Annotated in this window: 23 protein-coding genes; 7 read left to right on the top strand and 16 right to left on the bottom strand. The window is 36.8% G+C overall.

From position 1 onward, the window contains the following. From FXF62_RS10015 to FXF62_RS10035, 4 genes are all read right to left on the bottom strand, one after another. Positions 1-614, bottom strand: a 614-nt coding sequence (locus FXF62_RS10015; protein ID WP_149518624.1) for a low temperature requirement protein A, incomplete at its 3' end; no start/stop codon positions are given. Between the two features lie 551 nt (positions 615-1165). Continuing rightward, positions 1166-2176 (bottom strand): YeiH family protein, encoded by a 1011-nt coding sequence (locus FXF62_RS10020; RefSeq protein WP_149518625.1) that lies wholly within the window; start codon positions 2174-2176, stop codon positions 1166-1168. Between the two features lie 577 nt (positions 2177-2753). Continuing rightward, the gene (locus FXF62_RS10030) at positions 2754-3269 is read right to left on the bottom strand and encodes a DUF308 domain-containing protein (protein WP_049506050.1); all 516 of its coding nucleotides are present in this window, start codon (positions 3267-3269) and stop codon (positions 2754-2756) included. Positions 3270-3487: 218 nt separating this feature from the next. After that, the gene (locus FXF62_RS10035) at positions 3488-4000 is read right to left on the bottom strand and encodes a helix-turn-helix domain-containing protein (RefSeq protein ID WP_003013606.1); all 513 of its coding nucleotides are present in this window, start codon (positions 3998-4000) and stop codon (positions 3488-3490) included. A gap of 207 nt (positions 4001-4207) precedes the next feature. On the opposite strand from FXF62_RS10035, the gene FXF62_RS10040 reads away from it, so the two are divergent. The 7 genes from FXF62_RS10040 (at position 4208) to FXF62_RS10070 (ending at position 8551) form a co-directional block, all read left to right on the top strand. After that, positions 4208-4390, top strand: a complete 183-nt coding sequence (locus FXF62_RS10040; RefSeq protein WP_080551212.1) for a hypothetical protein — start codon at positions 4208-4210, stop codon at positions 4388-4390. Between the two features lie 46 nt (positions 4391-4436). Further along, complete coding sequence (locus FXF62_RS10045; protein WP_015605873.1) at positions 4437-5414, top strand: replication initiator protein; 978 nt, start codon at positions 4437-4439, stop codon at positions 5412-5414. Between the two features lie 11 nt (positions 5415-5425). After that, positions 5426-5614, top strand: a complete 189-nt coding sequence (locus FXF62_RS10050) for a DUF3173 domain-containing protein (RefSeq protein WP_002903611.1) — start codon at positions 5426-5428, stop codon at positions 5612-5614. Between the two features lies 1 nt (position 5615). Further along, positions 5616-6755, top strand: a complete 1140-nt coding sequence (locus FXF62_RS10055) for a site-specific integrase (RefSeq protein ID WP_015605872.1) — start codon at positions 5616-5618, stop codon at positions 6753-6755. Between the two features lie 374 nt (positions 6756-7129). Then, positions 7130-7582, top strand: a complete 453-nt coding sequence (locus tag FXF62_RS10060; RefSeq protein WP_149518626.1) for a DUF3290 family protein — start codon at positions 7130-7132, stop codon at positions 7580-7582. Next, complete coding sequence (locus tag FXF62_RS10065; protein ID WP_149518627.1) at positions 7582-8211, top strand: DUF421 domain-containing protein; 630 nt, start codon at positions 7582-7584, stop codon at positions 8209-8211. Before FXF62_RS10060 ends, FXF62_RS10065 begins: the two co-directional genes overlap by 1 nt. 136 nt (positions 8212-8347) lie before the next feature. Continuing rightward, complete coding sequence (locus FXF62_RS10070) at positions 8348-8551, top strand: CsbD family protein (RefSeq protein WP_149518628.1); 204 nt, start codon at positions 8348-8350, stop codon at positions 8549-8551. A gap of 255 nt (positions 8552-8806) precedes the next feature. Here FXF62_RS10070 and FXF62_RS10075 read toward each other — a convergent pair whose 3' ends face one another. The 12 genes from FXF62_RS10075 to FXF62_RS10130 form a co-directional block, all read right to left on the bottom strand. Continuing rightward, positions 8807-9223, bottom strand: a complete 417-nt coding sequence (locus FXF62_RS10075; protein ID WP_149518629.1) for a hypothetical protein — start codon at positions 9221-9223, stop codon at positions 8807-8809. Positions 9224-9326: 103 nt separating this feature from the next. After that, positions 9327-9941 carry a CPBP family intramembrane glutamic endopeptidase gene (locus tag FXF62_RS11015; RefSeq protein ID WP_149518630.1) on the bottom strand — a complete coding sequence of 205 codons (615 nt, stop codon included), beginning with the start codon at positions 9939-9941 and terminating at the stop codon, positions 9327-9329. A gap of 864 nt (positions 9942-10805) precedes the next feature. Then, on the bottom strand, positions 10806-11855 hold the full coding sequence (locus FXF62_RS10085; RefSeq protein ID WP_000126416.1) for a DUF389 domain-containing protein: 1050 nt from the start codon (positions 11853-11855) through the stop codon (positions 10806-10808). Then, the gene (locus FXF62_RS10090) at positions 11852-12175 is read right to left on the bottom strand and encodes a potassium channel family protein (protein WP_000825751.1); all 324 of its coding nucleotides are present in this window, start codon (positions 12173-12175) and stop codon (positions 11852-11854) included. Before FXF62_RS10090 ends, FXF62_RS10085 begins: the two co-directional genes overlap by 4 nt. Then, positions 12172-12531: a hypothetical protein gene (locus FXF62_RS10095; RefSeq protein ID WP_000397555.1), complete on the bottom strand. Its 360-nt coding sequence runs from the start codon at positions 12529-12531 to the stop codon at positions 12172-12174. Before FXF62_RS10095 ends, FXF62_RS10090 begins: the two co-directional genes overlap by 4 nt. After that, positions 12456-12758, bottom strand: coding sequence for a TMEM175 family protein (locus FXF62_RS10100; RefSeq protein WP_006151097.1), 303 nt, complete (start codon positions 12756-12758; stop codon positions 12456-12458). The genes FXF62_RS10095 and FXF62_RS10100 overlap by 76 nt, the downstream gene beginning before the upstream one ends. Positions 12759-13111: 353 nt before the next feature. Continuing rightward, a complete protein-coding gene (gene rpsI / locus FXF62_RS10105; RefSeq protein ID WP_002902303.1) occupies positions 13112-13504 on the bottom strand; it encodes a 30S ribosomal protein S9 in 393 nt (130 codons plus the stop codon). Positions 13505-13522: 18 nt separating this feature from the next. Further along, positions 13523-13969, bottom strand: coding sequence for a 50S ribosomal protein L13 (gene rplM / locus FXF62_RS10110; protein ID WP_002876943.1), 447 nt, complete (start codon positions 13967-13969; stop codon positions 13523-13525). 184 nt (positions 13970-14153) lie between these two features. Continuing rightward, positions 14154-15017, bottom strand: a complete 864-nt coding sequence (locus FXF62_RS10115) for a DegV family protein (protein ID WP_149518631.1) — start codon at positions 15015-15017, stop codon at positions 14154-14156. Between the two features lie 142 nt (positions 15018-15159). Beyond that, entirely contained in the window at positions 15160-15804 is a 645-nt protein-coding gene (locus FXF62_RS10120) for a hypothetical protein (RefSeq protein ID WP_149518632.1), read from the bottom strand. After that, entirely contained in the window at positions 15804-16535 is a 732-nt protein-coding gene (gene rlmB, locus FXF62_RS10125) for a 23S rRNA (guanosine(2251)-2'-O)-methyltransferase RlmB (RefSeq protein ID WP_149518633.1), read from the bottom strand. The genes FXF62_RS10120 and rlmB overlap by 1 nt, the downstream gene beginning before the upstream one ends. Before the next feature lie 611 nt (positions 16536-17146). Then, a complete protein-coding gene (locus FXF62_RS10130) occupies positions 17147-17515 on the bottom strand; it encodes a hypothetical protein (RefSeq protein WP_185774117.1) in 369 nt (122 codons plus the stop codon). Positions 17516-17662 lie beyond the last annotated feature (147 nt).

The following is a 17662-nucleotide window of genomic DNA, read 5'->3' on the forward strand; positions in this document are numbered from 1 at the left end:
GTAATAATGACAAGAAGGGAGATGCGCTCGATTAAATGGGGGAGATTTACCTGGTAATGCTTATCTTTACTAAGCAAGATAATTGGAATAATAAATGTTAGCAGAATACTAGCAAATAAGACAGAGACTCCAACGTAAATAGGAAGAAGAGCTGCTAGATAGACTCCTAAACTTCCTAGACCTGTTATCCATAGAAAACCTTTGATACTTTCCCGTTCAACATTATCGGTTGATTTTCTAAAAAATTCAACCAAATATTGTAAAAATAAGGTAAAGGTTAATGTACCAACAGCCCAACAAAGATAATGAAAATATTGTTGCCAATCAGGTCCAATCATATTGGCTATAAAGAGTAAAAGTCCCATTTTGATAAACATGATTACCATGTTAAATAAAGAGTTCTTTCCATAGCGATTGGTATAAATGGTTTGAATCATCCAGGAATCGGTGAGAACCAAGACAGCCATGAAAAAATCAAGGAAAGAATTCCAAGTCAAAATACCGTTATGAAGATGGTCAATTAAAGTAGTTGCTTTTGAAATTGCAAAAACAAAAACTAGGTCATAAAAAAGTTCTGAAAATTCTACACGTTTATGCTTAATAAGAGTTGTCATATTAATACCTTTCTACTTTAGAAATACAATTCATTATAACAGAAAATGGTAATGAGAGAAAAAGGATATGCTTAAATAACTTCATGTGACGCGAATTGTCAAAACCTTGGAGCACATTTACCTCATGTACCAACTCACATGGATTTGGAAAGGATTTTCATATTGAAAATAATCAAAAATATTGAAATATAAGTGATTTTAGGGAAGTACTTTTAGGTATTTCCAATGTCATGATTTAAAAATGGGGCAAAAACGAATGACTCTCATTTGGTTTGAAAACCTATAATATCTGACGATTATGCTATACTAGATATATAGTGTTGTTATCAATAAATATCAGTGCGAGACTAATCGGAGGATAAAATGGAAAAACAAATTAATGAAAAAATTATCGAAATGGATAGGGAATATCCCTTTTTATTTTGATTTAAATCAGATTTTTGGATGGAATAGTAGATGATAAGACAAAATATCTTTGAACATACAAAAAGACAAACGCCAAAAATGACGTTTGTCTACGTTCTGAGGTAGCCTTTAGGCTCCCTTTTTTCTTAGTAAATACCGATGAGTAATTGCATGCCAAGACTAGTCAGGATGATAGCAATCCAGCAAAGGGCTCCAAGAAGAATGGATTTTCCACTGGATTTGATCATAGCAATGAGGTTTGTTTTGAGACCAATAGCACTCATAGCCATGATGATGAGGAATTTGGAGAGCTCTTTGAGAGGTGAAAAGAAGCTATTGCTGACACCGAAAGATGTGAGAAGAGTAGTTAGCAGAGAAGCTAGGATAAAGTAGAGGATGAAAACGGGGAAGACTTTTTTAAGCTTTACCCCTTGGTTGTTGCCTTGTTGACGGCTTTGCCAATAGGAGAGGAAGAGAGTGATAGGGATAATAGCCAGGGTGCGTGTCAGTTTGACAATAGTGGCAGATTCAAGAGTGTTGCTATTGTAAAGACTATCCCAAGCGCTAGCTGTGGCTGTTACAGAGGAAGTATCGTTGACCGCAGTACCCGCAAAGAGAGCAAAACCTTCGTTGGAGAGATGGAGCCAAGAACCTAGAGTTGGAAAGATAAGAGCTGCCAAGACATTGAAGAAAAAGATAACAGAAATGGCTTGGGCTACTTCTTTTTCCTTGGCGTGAATAACAGGAGCAGTCGCTGCAATGGCAGAACCGCCACAGATAGAAGAACCTACACCAACCAGGGTAGCTAGCTTTGTATCCAGATTAAAAAATCGTTGGAAAAAGAAAGCAATAATTAAAGCGATAGAAATGGTCGAAAGGATGACAGGAAGGGAAGATTTTCCAACTGCGAAAACTTGAGAGATATTGAGTCCAAATCCAAGCAAGATAACAGCATACTGAAGCAATTTTTTGGAGCTATAAGTCAAGCCGGCATCCAGTTGTTTATAGGAAGTGAGAAAGGGATGGAGAATCATTCCGATAAAAATGGCGAAAACAGGTGCTCCCACAACGGGCAGAAAGCCTCCTAAAACCCAAGAGATGATAGATATAATAAGACAGGCTAACAGTCCTGCCCAATTTTTTGATAGAAATGACATAAAAACCTCCGAAAAAAATACTCCTTATTATAATCTTTTCTGTCAGAAAAGTAAAATAGAAAGTAGGAAGAAGGTTACAAATAAATGGAATTTTGCGGTCAAAAAGCTTTTGTAGCATAATAGATATATGTTCTTTGTTCAATAAGGATGCAAATGTGGCATATGTTATTGAAAAAAATGAATTTGATGAGCCTGGACATGTGAAGTAATTATGTGAGATAAGAAAATAAATAAGAGAGTTGAAAATGTACTGATCCCAAAAGTTAGATTTTTTCTGTCTAACTTTTGGGGTCAGTACAAACAGTGCTTTTTTTGTTGAAATCGCAAAGAATCTAAGCTTTCTTTTTGCAGATAACATTCGCTCTTTTATTTTCGGTATGATTGAGTCGATGCCCCGTTCTCGACCGGTTATTATTGCAACTTATCGAATGCTAGAGCACTATGCCATCACTTTTTGGAAGAATACTTGGAGCAATTCTACGCAGAATGGAATGCGAAAAAGTGATAATTAAAGAGACGAAAAAGCTGAGAATATGATTTCCCAGCTTTTTTGAATGCGATAGAAATAGCAACTAGACTATTTACGAAAGACCTCAATAATGTAGGTGAAGCCAGTAACTAAAAATGCAAAGGCAATGACATAAACGACAAAGACACCTGTAGCCACTGGATTGAACAGAATCACTAGACCTAGTAAAAATTCAAGCAAGGCTACCCACATGATATTGCTACCAATAATAGGGAAAATCAATCCTAGACGATTGCCTTTAAAGAAAGCAATAATGGCTTCTACAATTAACCAAATTCCTACAATGGTCGGAATGACGACCGGCAGGGTCACAAAGCCATAAGCAACGAGGTAAAGAGCTAAGAGAAGACTAACAAATCCTTGGAAAAGATAAACAGGTGAGCGAAGCTCTTTTGGTGCAGAGAAATAGCCTAAAATAGCTGCTATAGAAGAAACCAGTAAACCAAATGAAATCCACCAGCTGTAAGCAACAAGATTAGCTACTGGGTTTGTAAATAGGAAAAGTCCTAAAAGGACAAAAACAACTCCTGCAAGGAATAGCAGTAAACGATTAGAAAATTTCATTTCAATACCCCCTATATAGTATAATTTGCTAATAAAACTATTGTACTTATTTTTATAGAAAATGTCAATAAAATAAATAAACAATTTGGAAGTTTCAGTCTGACTTACAAAAAGAAAAGGAGTTTTCACTCCTTTTCACAGATTGAAGACAAAGTCCTTATAAAAGTGTCTTCTAAAGATTTTAACTTCAATCTGAAGCGAGGTTATCCTCGCTTTTTCTATTTATCAAACAATTCCTTATTTTCAATTAAGAGTTCTAGTGGAGATTTATCCCTTGCTTCAATAAAACCAGGTTCATATTGGTTATGAAGTGTTCTTTTCTGAGAAGTTGGATCAATATACAACTCATCTCCATCTTCTGTGTATAGTTGGTTGCCTCTTGTTAAGTAAAGTAAATCCTCTAAGTACTGTCCATCAGTTTCTAGAAAATCTTCGATGTATTTGACAGCTTTTAAAATCTCACTTACTTTATCAGAGTATTCATTAGATTCAAGAACACTCTTTTCTAACTCAATCTCTTTACTAGTTCCAAATAGTTGGGTTGGAGTTGCATTAAAATATTCTGCTATCTTATCTAAATTTGCAAAGGTAGGATAGCTTTTTTGTTTTTCATAATCAGAGATGGACTGTTTACCAATTCCTAAGTCTTCAGCTAGTTGAGTTTGACTTACTCCTTTTTCTATGCGTAGTCGTGCCAAATTGGGTCCAAAATTTTGAATAATAAAGGTCATGGGAAACTCCTGTTTTTATTTTTAACTTATTTTATCACCTGTAAACTTACAAATCAAGTTTTTAGTTGACTACCCCAAATATTTTTTATAAAATATATTTATAACTTATAAATAAGTTATAAATGATACAAAATAGCTCATATGTTTAGGAATAGTGAGTGAGGAGGAAGTTGAAGACGAGACTATGACTTATGACTATTCGAAGCCTTGGAGCTAGAAATTGTGTGGACAAGGACAAGGGACGAGCCTGACGGGAAGTCAGGCGAAGTCCTGCGGACTGCCGTCCAGACAATTTCTAGCCAAGCAAAAGCTGGATATTCTAACAGCCAGCAAAAAGGGACACTTAGGACAACGTCCAAAGAACGACGGAACGAGCAAACGTTGATTTGACGGTGTTTCTGAGGCCTAAAAAATCTAAAAGAAGGGGGGGACAATTTTGTTGGTTTCTATACAAGATTTAAGAAGCATTCAAGAACGATGTGATGTAGGAGAATTAGTACAGAGGTTAGATGTCAGTATTGATAGACTAACGGTTATCTGGGATACAGATACTGGTTCCCTAAGACGGATTTTCAAGAATCTGAAACAGGCAATAAGTACAAGAGTTGATTCATTTGAAATATATGATAATGTTCGAGATGATGTCTTTACTTTAGCTAAAGTTTTTAATGAGTATGATTCGATCAATATTATATTTTTTCAATTATCCATTTATGGAGGTGAACAATTGATTCGAATTGATTTCAATCCTAATACTTTAAAAGAATTTGATGGAATGAAAGTATGGAGGCAATTAATGTACTTTGCTCGATTGAATTCATTGACGGTACGTTTGTCTCGTTTTGATTTGGCATTTGACATTTTCAACAGGCCTGAAATCGTTAATTTGCAACATATTAAAGGTGGTGTTACCCATAAGGTCTTCTATGGTCGAGGGGGCGAATTAGAGACGAAATATTGGGGTTCTAGCGGTAGTAATGTACAAGTTAGGTTATATGATAAGAATAAAGAAATCATTGCTCACAAGCGAGAAGAGAAGCTAGATTTGGATGTAAATCCGTTTTGGTGGAGACTAGAGTTCCAACTCAGAACCAAAGCGATTGGGGAGGAGATGGTCCAAGATATTATGAGTAGACTTGATAATTTCGGGTTTTATAAGCTAGATCATATTCGAGTGGAGCAAAGAGCATTTACAATTATCTTTCTAAACAATCCTGAACTGTTATCATTGGCTTTTCCAAATTTAAAATCAGACAGCATCAAAAAGAAAAAAACAAGAGTCCGCAAACTATTGAGAGAAGAAACGAATCAATTTGCGGAAGAATTAAAAGAAGTATTAATACAGAATCTCCCTAAATTAAATGCAGAATTACAACTACTTGTAGGCGAGTTTCTGAATTTAGAAAATAAATAAGGAGGATAACTATGGATCATAATTTAATTAGTAACAAAGAATTAATTGAAATGGGCTATCGCCCTCACACTGCAAATGATATCATCCATCAGGCAAGAGAATTACTTGTATCACGAGGCTATACATTTTATAATCGTAAACGTTTGATGGTTGTTCCAAAAAGTGTTGTAAATGAGATTCTAGGAACTGAGGTGGCGTAATATGGCAAGTGTTCGTTATCGAAAGCGAGGAGATAGTAACTTATGGACCTATGAAATTCGTAACGAAGGAAAAACTGTTGCTCATAATAGCGGTTTTAAAACAAAAAAACTTGCAGAGTCAGAAGCTGAGCCAATTCTGCAAGAACTTCGTTTAGGGAAAAGAATTTCTAGAGATATTTCTCTTGTCGATCTATATCAAGAATGGCTTGAACTAAAAATTCTACCGAGTAGTAGGTCGGAAGAGACAAAGAAAAAATATCTTCTCCGTAAAAACACAATTGAAAGATTATTTGGAAATAAAAAAGTCACTCAAATTCGTGCGAGTGAATACCAAAGAATAATGAATAAGTATGGTCAAACAGTTGGTAGAAATTTTCTTGGTAGATTGAATACTGGAATTCATCAGAGCATCCAAATGGCAATTGCAGACAAAGTTCTAATAGATGATTTTACACAACATGTCGAGTTATTTTCATCCAAAGAACAACAGATGACAGAAGAGAAATATTTACATACAGAAAAGGACTATCTGGATTTACTTTTAGCAGTAAAGAGAAAATTTGATTACCAACGTTCAATTGTTCCTTATATCGTCTATTTTCTACTAAAAACAGGCATGAGGTTTGGAGAGTTAATAGCGTTAACTTGGAATGAAGTTGACTTTGACAGAGGACTGCTAAAAACATATAGGAGGTTTAATACCCTTTCTCATAAATTTGTCCCTCCAAAAAACAAAACGTCTATTCGGATGGTACCGATAGACGAAGAATGTATTAAGATATTACAAGTCCTAAAAATTGAACAAGAGAAAGCTAATAAAGAGCTAGGAATCAAGAATAGGTATAAAATGATTTTTCAGCATTATGGATATATTCACTTGGTACCAGATATTGCAAGTGTCAATAAAGCTTTGAGTGTTCTTTTAAATGAATTAGATATTTATCCAATTATCACGACAAAAGGAGCACGTCATACCTATGGAAGCTACCTCTGGCACAAAGGATTTGACCTTGGAGTTATTGCAAAAATTCTAGGGCATAGAGATATTTCAATGTTAGTAGAAGTATATGGACACACTTTAGAAGAGAAAATTTTTGAGGAATTTAATCAAATTAGAGATGTCTGGAAAGATTGCTCATAAAAAAATGTGGGGCAAATGATGGGGCAAATCAGTTATAGACAAGCAAAAAAGCCTTATAAATCAAGGCTTTTTCCTGTTGATTTAGATGCCCCCTGCAGGGATCGAACCTGTGACCTACGCGTTACGAGTGCGTTGCTCTACCAACTGAGCTAAATCGGCTTCTACCTGTCTCCTATTCTAGCACTCTGAACGATTTTGTCAAGTTCTATTGGTAGTTTGGAAACTCAAATGAAGTGAAATATTCTACTTAGGAATATACAGCTTCCATATTTCAAACCAGTTCTAGAAAACTTTATTTTTCCGATATAAAGCTATTGATGCAGCTGCTAATTTGTTTTATAATAGCTTGAATTCAAAAAAAAGTGAGGGATCTTATGAAATTCTATTCATATGACTATGTACTGAGTCAGATTAGCCAACAGAATTGGGTTATGGTGATTGTATCAGCCTGCTTGGTTTTGGTGACAGGATTTTTCGCCTTTAAAGCCTATAAAGACAAACGAGGAAGTAAGTTCCGTGAGCTGTCCATTATTTCTATCTTGACCTTAGTAGCCTTCGTTCTGATTAGCATTACTAATTTTCAAAACAATCAATCAAATGACAATCAATTCCGTAGCTCCTTGCATTTTATCGAGGTTGTCTCAAAAGAATTAGGCGTTGAAAAGGAAGAAATCTATGTCAATACTTCAGCTACGACAGATGGAGCTATCATTAAGGTTGGCAAACAATTCTACCGTGCTATTAGTGGAACCGATCAGGATAGCTATTTATTAGAAAAAATGGAACTGTACAAATCAGACGTTGAACTCGTGGAGGTTGAAAAATAATGAGCTTTTTTATTACAATTGCAATTAAGTTAGCTTTGGGACTTGTTTCCCTCGTTTTTGTCATCAATGTGACAGGTAAGGGAAATTTAGCCCCAAGTTCCGCAACAGACCAAGTACAAAACTTTGTTCTCGGTGGCATTATCGGCGGGGTCATCTACAACAGCTCCATTACTATCCTTCAATATGCAGTCATCTTAATTATCTGGACCATTCTGATTTTGCTCTTAAAATGGCTGAACATCAATGTTTCTTATATCAAACATCTGATTGACGGGAAACCAACCATTATCATCAAAAACGGGAAACTAGATCCTGAAGCCTGCCGTTCAAAAGGGCTATCCGCATCAGACGTCGCTTTGAAATTACGCTCCCAAGGAGTATTCCAACTGAAAGAAGTCAAAAGAGCCGTCATCGAGCAAAATGGTCAATTGATTATCGTAAGAATTGGCGATGAAAATCCGAAATATCCAATCATTACCGATGGAGTTGTCCAACTTGAAATTTTAGAAACTATCGGCAAGTCAGAAGAGTGGTTGATGACCGAACTACAAAAAGAAGGATTTGAAAATGTCTCCGATATCTTCATTGCAGAATATGACAAGGGCGAAATTAATGTGGTGACCTATTAAAAATTAGTTGTCATCCCGTAGCAGTTATTTGCTTTTTCTTCGTAAAGAGGCTATACTTGTATCTATTATCTCGCTTGAATGAGTATCAAACCGCATCCAACTTAGATAATACACTTAATTAACGGAGGAAATTTCCATGTCAATCGAAGAAAAATTCAACCAAGCTAAAGGTTCTATCAAAGAAGGCTTCGGTAAACTTACTGGCGATACAAAAACTCAAGCAGAAGGAACTGCTGAAAAAGTAGCTTCAAAAGTGAAAGAAATTGCTGAAGACGCAAAAGGCGCTGTTGAAGGTGCTATCGCAGGCGTTAAAAACATCCTTCACAAAGACGATAACTAATCGTTAACGTCCAAAAACCACCCTATTTTCTGCAGTCCTATTTGACTGCGGGAGATAGGGTGGTTTTTGTTTACCTTTGATTTAGTTTGGGGGTAGAAAAAGAACACCCCAAAAGTGCTCTTTGTAAGTATTGTAATTCTTTTGAATGAACGTTTACTAAATTGTGACGCTTTTCGGGCCTTTTTCAAGCCTTACTTGGAAAGCATGTGCTAAGCTGTGATCATGTTTATTCAAAATCTTTCCCATTTCTCTTTGCTATGATTGAGTCGAAACAATTGTAAGGTCACTGTGGTCATTTAAAAAACTATACATTGGTACTCCAAAACCCTCTTCCGATATATTCTCACATAGAGTTTTTACAAAAAATTCTATCCATTCACTAGAAGGTTCCACAGCATCATCAGTCTGAGGAGTGAACCACATTTGAGGAATAAGTTCCATTGTGTCTAAATCGCATGCAATCCCAATCATCATATTATAGAAATCAAATGAAGCATAAAAAGCACGCATATTATCGCTAACTTTATCAATTCCTAATTCAGGAGGTATTTCCGTCATCGTAATCATCATATGACCAGTTATTTCCCCATTTTCCTCTTCAAATTTTTCAAGCACTCCTTGCTCACGGAGGATATTTTCTATTTTGAAGAACATTTCTTTATCTGCTAACATTATGTTATCTCCAATAATATTTATTAGTGGTCTATTGAGCAAAACCTTACATAAAATTACAAATAGAAAAATAATTAGAATACATAATTATAAATCTATTTAACTACACTATTACAGCCAAAAAATTACTAAATATGTGAATTAGTACAGAGTATTCTATTCTTTTAGTTCTATAATAAATGTAAGACATTATACAGCCTAACAAACTATACAGTAAAATCGATCTAATAAAAATTCCAATACTAGGTTCGTTCATGCAATGCATTAATCCAAACAATATATTTGATATGATGAAACCTTTCCTGCTCATATTATAGCAATAATTCATTATTGCACCATGAAAAGTTAATTCCTCTAAAACTGGTCCTACGAAAATTGCATAAAAATTGAATAACTCTACGCCCATAATATCTTTTAAAATTTGTAATAACGCATCATTTTGGGTATCTCCAAAAATGCTTAAATACAAATGAACTATGAGTCTTAACAAAACAGCGAATGATAAGCAATAAAATACTTTGTTCCACTCTAGTTTCTGAATACGATTAAAGACATTATGTTTTATGCCTATTTTATAAGAGAAATATAATGTAAAAAACAAGAAAAGTACAAATAGCAACCTAGCATAGACTAATGAAATATCTTTCAAAATCAAACAACAAAACGGTAAATTTGAGAGCAAAAATAACTGCCCAGTCACTTTATGTTTTTCTCTCATTTTTAACTACCTCCAACAAACCATTATTAATATTTCAATTATTGCTTAATTCATTTAATCATTTTTCTGAAACTTGAAGCGGAAATGCTGAGATTCTTTGCATATACTGATTCTGAGATTTTATCTTTCCTAAAAATCCTCCTATCTTAAGAAAGAAAAACAGATATCTTACAATATAAACCTCCCCAATAATTGAGTAAGCGCTTTTACACTTTTATTGTAACTAACTATTTTTATTTTTTCAAATAATTATATGCAATTCCTAATTTGCAAAATTAAAGTAGTCAAAAAAAGACATCCAAGAGAAAATTCTTGAATGTCTGTAAACGTTGATAGTATCGTGTTGATTAACGTTTTGAGGCAACTGACTCTGTCAGTTTGCAGCCACATTTGTAAGCGACTAAAGTCGCAACAACTGTGTCAATTGCACCAATTTAGTCTAGAAATATAAAAAAGAACACCGAGAAAGGTGCACTTTGTAAGTATAGTAATTCTTTCGAATTAACGTTTACTAAATTGTGACGCTTTATGGGCTTTCTTAAGACCTGGTTTGAAAGATTTTTCTTTGAATAAATTTCAAAAGCTTGTAATATCAATGTTTTTACAAGTTTTCAAAACTCAAAATTTCATCCAATTCCAACTAATTTCATCTGAATGGTGTGAACTTTATCCTAAAAATACACGAATTGAGCTGATAAATACTAAAAGTTCACACCATTAGTTAAATGATTTTTTGTTCATCATTTTTCTTAGATGATAGAACTTCTAATTTATTTCTTATTCAAGCAAAAACAACCTGCTATAAGTAAGAAAGAGGAAGATACAAGAAAAACACGGCGTAAAAACCGATTCAGTTCATTGTCCTCAATCCTTGTCTGCTTCATTTTCTTTTACGAGATCGTTTTGTGAATCTTTTTCAGAGAGTTTTTGATCAATATACTTGTCAATGTTTTCATAAAATTCCTTGGTCGCTTCACTATCTAATGTTGGCGAGTTCTGAACTTGATTCACTTTCAATTGAACAGATTGAATACCGTAAGAGGCTTGTTTTTGGTGGAGTGTTTCTAATTCTTCTTCTGAAATCGGATCTCCAACAACCGTCAAGACCAATTCATTGTTACTTGACTTGTAGACTTGATTAATAACCGTATAATTGGCGAACTCTTTTCCTACAAACTGTTTGATCCCTTCTTTGCGCGCTTGTTCTATTGTCAGAGTAACTGCCGAATAGCTAGCTGGAAGAATCAACAATACAATCAAAGATATCAAGCCAATTCTCATTTTAATGCTCAGCTCTTTAAATGAAGTTAAAGGAGATTTTCTCATCAAAATTCTTGTTCCAACAATGTTGGCTAGCATGATAAAGACACAGTTGATCAAGAAAAGATAGAGAGCCCCCAATAAAAATCGTACATTCCCATTAGCTAAACCATAGCCAGCAGTACAGATAGGCGGCATCAGAGCTGTAGCAATGGCTACTCCTGGCACGATATTGTTTGCTTCTTTTTTCCTTGAACCGATCACACCAGCAATCCCACCAGCAATAGCAATGAGGACATCCCAAATGGTTGGAGAGGTTCGTGCAATCAACTCGCTACTTGCATAAGACAAGGGAGAAATCCAGAAATACAGAGTCGAGACAAGCAAACTGACCAACACTTGAGTCAATAAAACCTCTAGAGATTGCTTGATTAAACGCGTATCAAAAATAGCTAAACCGAATCCCAGTCCAACAATCGGTGTCATGAGAGGTGAAATCAACATGGCTCCTATAATGACAGCTGTTGAATTCATATTTAGTCCGATAGAGGCAATAAAAATTGCACACATCAAAATCGCTGTATCTCTCAATCGAACATGAAGGTCATCGTATAATTTCTCACGGTATTCCCGTGTTGAATAATTGGCAGTCATTTGTCCTCTCCTCTTTCCTTATTTAAATTGGTATAATAATTAAAAATAACAGCTGATAAACAGCCAAAAAATATGAGCCCATAAATCGTCAAGAAGACACTGGTAATCCTTCCAATCAAGGTCACAGCTAGGAGATCCCCGTAGCCGACAGTCGTCGAAGTCACAAAAGCATACCAAAGACCGTCTCCGTAATTTGTGATAGCAGGTTCAACTAGGAAAAGCACGCCTCCTGACCCAAAAACAAAGGTCACAAAACTCAGAGCAAACCGAGTAAAACCCGTAACCTGCATAATATGCCATAACATTTTTAAACGTTTCATTTGTTCTCCTTATTCATACTAGCTCCTGACCGAGCCGTTTTTTTCCAATAATCAAAGTGAAGATAGGACATGATCTCCATCAGAGAAAGATAGACAAACTGATAGATCTGATTTAAGCTGATTATCAACTGATATTGTTTGAAAAATGACTGGAAGAAAGACCAGATATGACTGTCTTGAATCAGTCCCTTCTTAATATCAGACAGGATATTAGCTAAAGCTCCCAAGGACTGAAACGGTAAATCCTTGACATTTATATAGATCCGGTCCACCACATCATTCAGACTGGTATCTTGGATGGCATGAAATTCTCCAAAGAGAACTCCTGCCGCTCCAAGAGTAGAAACAAATTCCACCAAATAATTTCTGAGGAAATTTTCTCAACCTTTTCCCATAATGTGTTTAGTGCCATCCATAACGATCCCAACCAGAAAAAGGAAAGAAAACAAGCAAAGAAATTTTGCCGTAAATCCCAAAAAGCTTCAAGACTTGGTGTTGTTGGTTTTTCTAACTCTAAAACCAAGATGGTCATAATAATTGCTAGAACAGCATCTGTCAATACAATTAATCTGTCTTTCTTCATCGGATTGCATCCCCTTTCTTTTTTGTAACATTCTATCTTATCGCATAATATTGGATATTCTTTCATAATCCGACTACAAACAAAAATAAACCAAAAAGTATGTCCCTATTATACTATATTTAACTCTAGAAGTATTCATCCATCTAATTAATAAATATATCATATTTCACAATAAGTGAATACTATCAAAGATTCATCCCCTTTCACTTCATCATGTAGTGTTGCTTAGATTTATCAAAAACAACCAAATTTGTATTAATTTCAAGTATCACCTAGTTACAAAAATTTGGGGTGAACAGAAAAAGCATCCCGTATTTTTGATACGAAATGCTTTCAATAAGTTTAAATAAGTTTTAACGTTTACTAAATTGTGATGCTTTACGAGCTTTTTTCAAGCCTGGTTTCTTACGTTCTACCATACGAGCATCACGAGTAAGAAGGCCTGCGCGTTTCAATGAATCGCGGAAGTCTGGGTCTACTTGAAGAAGGGCACGAGCGATACCGTGACGGATAGCGCCTGATTGACCAGCGTAGCCACCACCATCAACGTTTACAAAAACGTCGTATTGACCAACAGTTGAAGTAACTGCGAATGGTTGGTTGATAACCAAACGAAGGTCAGCGTGTGGGATGTACTCTTCAACATCTTTTTTGTTTACAGTGATTTTACCAGTTCCTGGAACAAGGCGAACGCGTGCAACAGCGTTTTTACGACGTCCAGTACCTGCATATTGTGCTTGTGACATACTTTATTGTTCCTTTCCTTAGATAAGTCCTGAAATATCAAGAACTTCTGGTTGTTGTGCAGCGTGAGTGTGCTCAGCGCCTACAAATACTTTCAACTTCATACCTTGAGCGCGGCCAAGAGTATTGTGTGGAAGCATACCTTTAACTGATTTTTCGATCAAACGAACAGCGTTCTTAGAGCGAAGTTCACCAGCAGAGATTGATTTCAATCCACCTGGGTGGTTTGAGTGAGTGTAGTAGATCTTATCAGTTGCTTTTTTACCAGTCAATTTAACTTTTTCAGCATTGATAACGATTACGAAGTCACCTGTATCAGTGTGTGGTGTGAATGTTGGTTTGTTTTTTCCGCGAAGCACGCTAGCAACAACTGCTGAAAGGCGTCCAAGAGGTACATCAGTTGCGTCAACAACGTACCATTTGCGTTCTACTTGGCCTGGTTTAGCCATGAATGTAGTTTTGTTCATGATTTCTCCTATTATGAATATCGTTTTTGTTTACAGGGCGGATGTTCCGGTCCGCGAGTTATTTGAAAGGTTCCGGGGCCTTACAAATGGGGTAAACAATACCGCCTACTATCATACCAAATTTTCTAACTAAAAGTCAATATATTTGATGCAATTATTTATAAAATAACGATTTCATTTCTATTTAGTCTGAAAGTTCACTGCCAATGCTAAAGAGTCCTAGAGTACCTGGGCCGGTATGTGTCGAAATAACCGGACCAAGAGGCAGGATAAGGACTTCTGTGACCTCCCCAGAAGCTAAAAGCTGCTCCTTGACATTTTCAGCGACTTCTTTTTCGCCTGCATAGGCAATCACTACAAATGGCTCAGAAATTGTCTCTAGAGTCATCCGAACTACCTCAGCCTGCGCCTTCTTCTTGCCTCGCACCTTAGCGACCGAATCCAGACTTCCATCAGCTGTGACTGCAATGATTGGCTTGATATTGACCAAGCTTCCCATGAGAGCCGCTGCCTTGGAAATGCGGCCACCCCGCATAAGGTGGTTGAGGTCATCTACTAAGAAATAGGTCTTTACTCTAGGCACTAGACTTTGAAGCAGGTCTGCCGTCTGCTCTAGGCTCTGACCTGCCGCTCTAGCTTCTACAGCCTTCATAACCAAGAGCCCTTCTCCCATCGAAGCTGCCTTGCTATCAAGGATTGTGATGATTGCCTCAGGGTAATCCTCTAAGACCATCTCCCGCGCCATAACTGCACTTTGGTAGGTACCAGACAGGGCGGAAGCAAAAGCCACATAGAGAACTGCTGTGCCCTCCTGAGCATACTGGCGGAAAACATCTTCAAATTGGCCGACATTGATCTGGCTGGTAGTTGGCTTGCTGCCAGACTCCATCTTGGCTAAAAGCTGCTCACTAGTCAGCTTATCCGGTCCGACAGTCTCGTAGGTTTGGCCATCCAGCTGAATGGTCAAGCCCAGAACCTGCACATCATGTTCTTGAGTCCAGCTTTCTGGCAGGTCTGCCGTCGAATCCGTTAAAATTTTAAAGGCCATCTTTTTTCTCCATCATCTTTTAGTGGCCACAGAGAAGACTTCTCCATAGACATAAGCGGGTTATTCCTAGTGATTTGCCTACCACCCTATCGGGACAAGCTATTAGAAATTTCTTGCTTTTTAGGAAAGCTATTTCGCTCGGTCAGTCTAGAACAGGACTGACACCTTGAAATCCTTTCAAATCAAAAATATATTGGAAATATTCATCTTGTGAATCTTTTAAAATCAAGTTTGCCTTACCATCAAGTAATTCAATACAGGTCCATTCCCCATCTAAACACTCAACATCATATTTTTTATCTTCTAAAAATAAATTTGTTAATTGTCCTTCTGGATATATATTTTGAAAAGAAACCATCCCAGAGTTATCACTTCGGTAAGCAAGCACAGGAACTTCCACTTTTTGATTCCCCATATAAAAGGAACTTATACACCTCTTTTCAGCAAGGTACTCATATTTTCCTTTTACATAATTCACAATCTCTTTATTTAAAATTGTAGAAAAATTTAGAATACTGATGAAATCCGCCTTATCAGTGGATAAGGTTTCTACCTCAACCAGATATTTCATTGCGCCATTTACCTGACTTCCTTGACCGTATAAATCTGTGCAATTCAAGGAATACTGGGTCAATAAGTCCTCTAAGGGATACTGATCGGCTTCCTCAGTGATTTCAAAGCAAAAGCAATAATTATCTTCTCTTTTATTATGGTAGATAGCATAAATGATCGGCTCAAACTTTTCTGTTTGGTATTTTTCTAACGTATAACTCCCAAGTACTTGCATTAGCCCACCCGATTTCTAAAGACTTCATACATGAGAATGGCCGCTGCGACGCTGGCATTGAGGCTTTGGACATGCCCATTCATGGGAATGGTCAACATCTCGTCCACCTGCTTCTTGATGTTGCTGGAAATCCCCTTGCCTTCGTTGCCGATGATGAGGGCCAGCTTGCCTGCCGTATTCCACTTATGAACAGGCGTCCCCTGCATATCCGTCCCAAAAATCCAGAAGCCAGCTTCCTTGAGCTTGTCCAGAGTCTGGCTGAGATTGGTCACACGGGCAATGGGAATGTGCTCGATAGCGCCCGTAGAGGTCTTGGCCACAACTGGTGTCACGCCGACTGCTCGGTGCTTGGGAATGATCACTCCCGTGACATTGGTAGCGTCAGCCGTCCGTAAGATAGAGCCTAGATTATGCGGATCTGTCAAGCCATCCAAAATCAACAGCAGAGGATTCTCTTCCTGCTCCGCTCTTTTCAAAATCTCCGCCAATTCTGCATAGGCAAACTCTGATACCCGCAAGACAAAGCCTTGGTGAACAGCTCCATCCGTCATCTCCTGCAAGGTTTTCTTAGGTGTCCAAGAGATAGAAACCTTCTTTTCTGCCGCCAAATCTTTCAGCTTGCTCACATTTTTGCCACGCAAGTCGTCCTGAATATAAAGTTTATTTCCCGTATTGGCCATCAAGGCCTCGGTCACAGCATGCACGCCGTAAACAATATCATTTTTTTCCATACTAACAGTATATCACAAGCTCCCCCAAAAAATCTGTCTAAAAGCTAAATATCTCTCTATGACAGCCGGGCATTTCTCAGTAATCAGCTAAAAACTGCTTTTCGTTATCCTATTTGCTCTTGAAACAATTCCTTATCTGAGACCTAGAAAGAAATCTCCCTCTCGTCAAATACTTACTTTTGGCCAACAGCTATCAAAAAACTATAGTAAAAGTGGCTAGCCGAGGTCTAGATTGCTAGGAATCTATAGGAAAAGTAGCCAGCCGAGGCCTAAGCTAGACATACTTCCTCTAAGCATTCACACCAAGAGGTTAAAGTTCTTATCATAGAGGCACATAACTAAACATGCGACAAAAAAAGAGGCTGGGACAAAAGTCCTAGCCTCTCAATTGTCTTTAGATGTCGAGCAAGACGCAGTGGTTGAGTGGGCTCTACTACGCTGATTTCATCAGCTTTTACAGCCCTACTCAACTGTGCGGAGATGGGACGACGAAATCGAATTCTAACGAANATGGGACGACGAAATCGAATTCTAACGAATTACCGATTTCTGTCCCACTCTCTTTCTCTCTAATTCAGCAACTAGCAATTAACATCAGCAAGTTGTCTGATTTAGTTATTCTTAAGCGCTTCTTTGATTTCACCAACTGTTGCAGCAACACTTTTATCTTGGAAAGATTTTAATTCTTTATTGCCATTCTCATCGATTGTCTCTACGGGATTACTATAGTCATCTGTAGAGCTAGTTGTAAAACCACCTGATTTGTCTGCAATGATCAGTTTACTGTCTGATAAACCTGAAAAGTAGTCATTAATTTCTTTTTCAGATTTACCTTTTAGTAAATTCTTATAAATTGAAATCGTCTGATTTTCGTTTGTTTTACCGATTGTTGTTTCTGCAATAACTGGTTTCAGCAAAGCATATGAAGCAATTCCTAATGCTACGACTGATAAAGTTAACAGCATCTTTTTCTTAGCCATTTTTTGACCTACTTTCTTATTTCTAAGTTCTATATTCTACACAGTCCTCTAGCCTAACATAGAGTTTGTTAAGAATATATAAGAAAATGATAGAACATAATTTACGACTTGAAATTTTTTATATTTCTTTGCATTCCTCCTTACTAA

This window comes from Streptococcus cristatus (assembly GCF_008369405.1).
GTDB classification, from domain to species: domain Bacteria; phylum Bacillota; class Bacilli; order Lactobacillales; family Streptococcaceae; genus Streptococcus; species Streptococcus cristatus_G.

What these genes read in the sequence shown, in the direction of transcription:
- FXF62_RS10020 (WP_149518625.1), bottom strand. Translation starts at nt 2,176, where the DNA reads ATGTCATTTCTATCAAAAAATTGGGCAGGACTGTTAGCCTGTCTTATT.
- FXF62_RS10075 (WP_149518629.1), bottom strand. Translation starts at nt 9,223, where the DNA reads ATGTTAGCAGATAAAGAAATGTTCTTCAAAATAGAAAATATCCTCCGT.
- FXF62_RS10130 (WP_185774117.1), bottom strand. Translation starts at nt 17,515, where the DNA reads ATGGCTAAGAAAAAGATGCTGTTAACTTTATCAGTCGTAGCATTAGGA.
- FXF62_RS10120 (WP_149518632.1), bottom strand. Translation starts at nt 15,804, where the DNA reads ATGCAAGTACTTGGGAGTTATACGTTAGAAAAATACCAAACAGAAAAG.
- rplM (WP_002876943.1), bottom strand. Translation starts at nt 13,969, where the DNA reads ATGAACAAAACTACATTCATGGCTAAACCAGGCCAAGTAGAACGCAAA.
- FXF62_RS11015 (WP_149518630.1), bottom strand. Translation starts at nt 9,941, where the DNA reads ATGAGAGAAAAACATAAAGTGACTGGGCAGTTATTTTTGCTCTCAAAT.
- rlmB (WP_149518633.1), bottom strand. Translation starts at nt 16,535, where the DNA reads ATGGAAAAAAATGATATTGTTTACGGCGTGCATGCTGTGACCGAGGCC.
- FXF62_RS10115 (WP_149518631.1), bottom strand. Translation starts at nt 15,017, where the DNA reads ATGGCCTTTAAAATTTTAACGGATTCGACGGCAGACCTGCCAGAAAGC.
- FXF62_RS10100 (WP_006151097.1), bottom strand. Translation starts at nt 12,758, where the DNA reads ATGAAGAAAGACAGATTAATTGTATTGACAGATGCTGTTCTAGCAATT.
- FXF62_RS10090 (WP_000825751.1), bottom strand. Translation starts at nt 12,175, where the DNA reads ATGAAACGTTTAAAAATGTTATGGCATATTATGCAGGTTACGGGTTTT.
- FXF62_RS10065 (WP_149518627.1), top strand. Translation starts at nt 7,582, where the DNA reads ATGAGCTTTTTTATTACAATTGCAATTAAGTTAGCTTTGGGACTTGTT.
- FXF62_RS10070 (WP_149518628.1), top strand. Translation starts at nt 8,348, where the DNA reads ATGTCAATCGAAGAAAAATTCAACCAAGCTAAAGGTTCTATCAAAGAA.
- FXF62_RS10035 (WP_003013606.1), bottom strand. Translation starts at nt 4,000, where the DNA reads ATGACCTTTATTATTCAAAATTTTGGACCCAATTTGGCACGACTACGC.
- FXF62_RS10055 (WP_015605872.1), top strand. Translation starts at nt 5,616, where the DNA reads ATGGCAAGTGTTCGTTATCGAAAGCGAGGAGATAGTAACTTATGGACC.
- FXF62_RS10060 (WP_149518626.1), top strand. Translation starts at nt 7,130, where the DNA reads ATGAAATTCTATTCATATGACTATGTACTGAGTCAGATTAGCCAACAG.
- FXF62_RS10085 (WP_000126416.1), bottom strand. Translation starts at nt 11,855, where the DNA reads ATGACTGCCAATTATTCAACACGGGAATACCGTGAGAAATTATACGAT.
- rpsI (WP_002902303.1), bottom strand. Translation starts at nt 13,504, where the DNA reads ATGTCACAAGCACAATATGCAGGTACTGGACGTCGTAAAAACGCTGTT.
- FXF62_RS10050 (WP_002903611.1), top strand. Translation starts at nt 5,426, where the DNA reads ATGGATCATAATTTAATTAGTAACAAAGAATTAATTGAAATGGGCTAT.
- FXF62_RS10030 (WP_049506050.1), bottom strand. Translation starts at nt 3,269, where the DNA reads ATGAAATTTTCTAATCGTTTACTGCTATTCCTTGCAGGAGTTGTTTTT.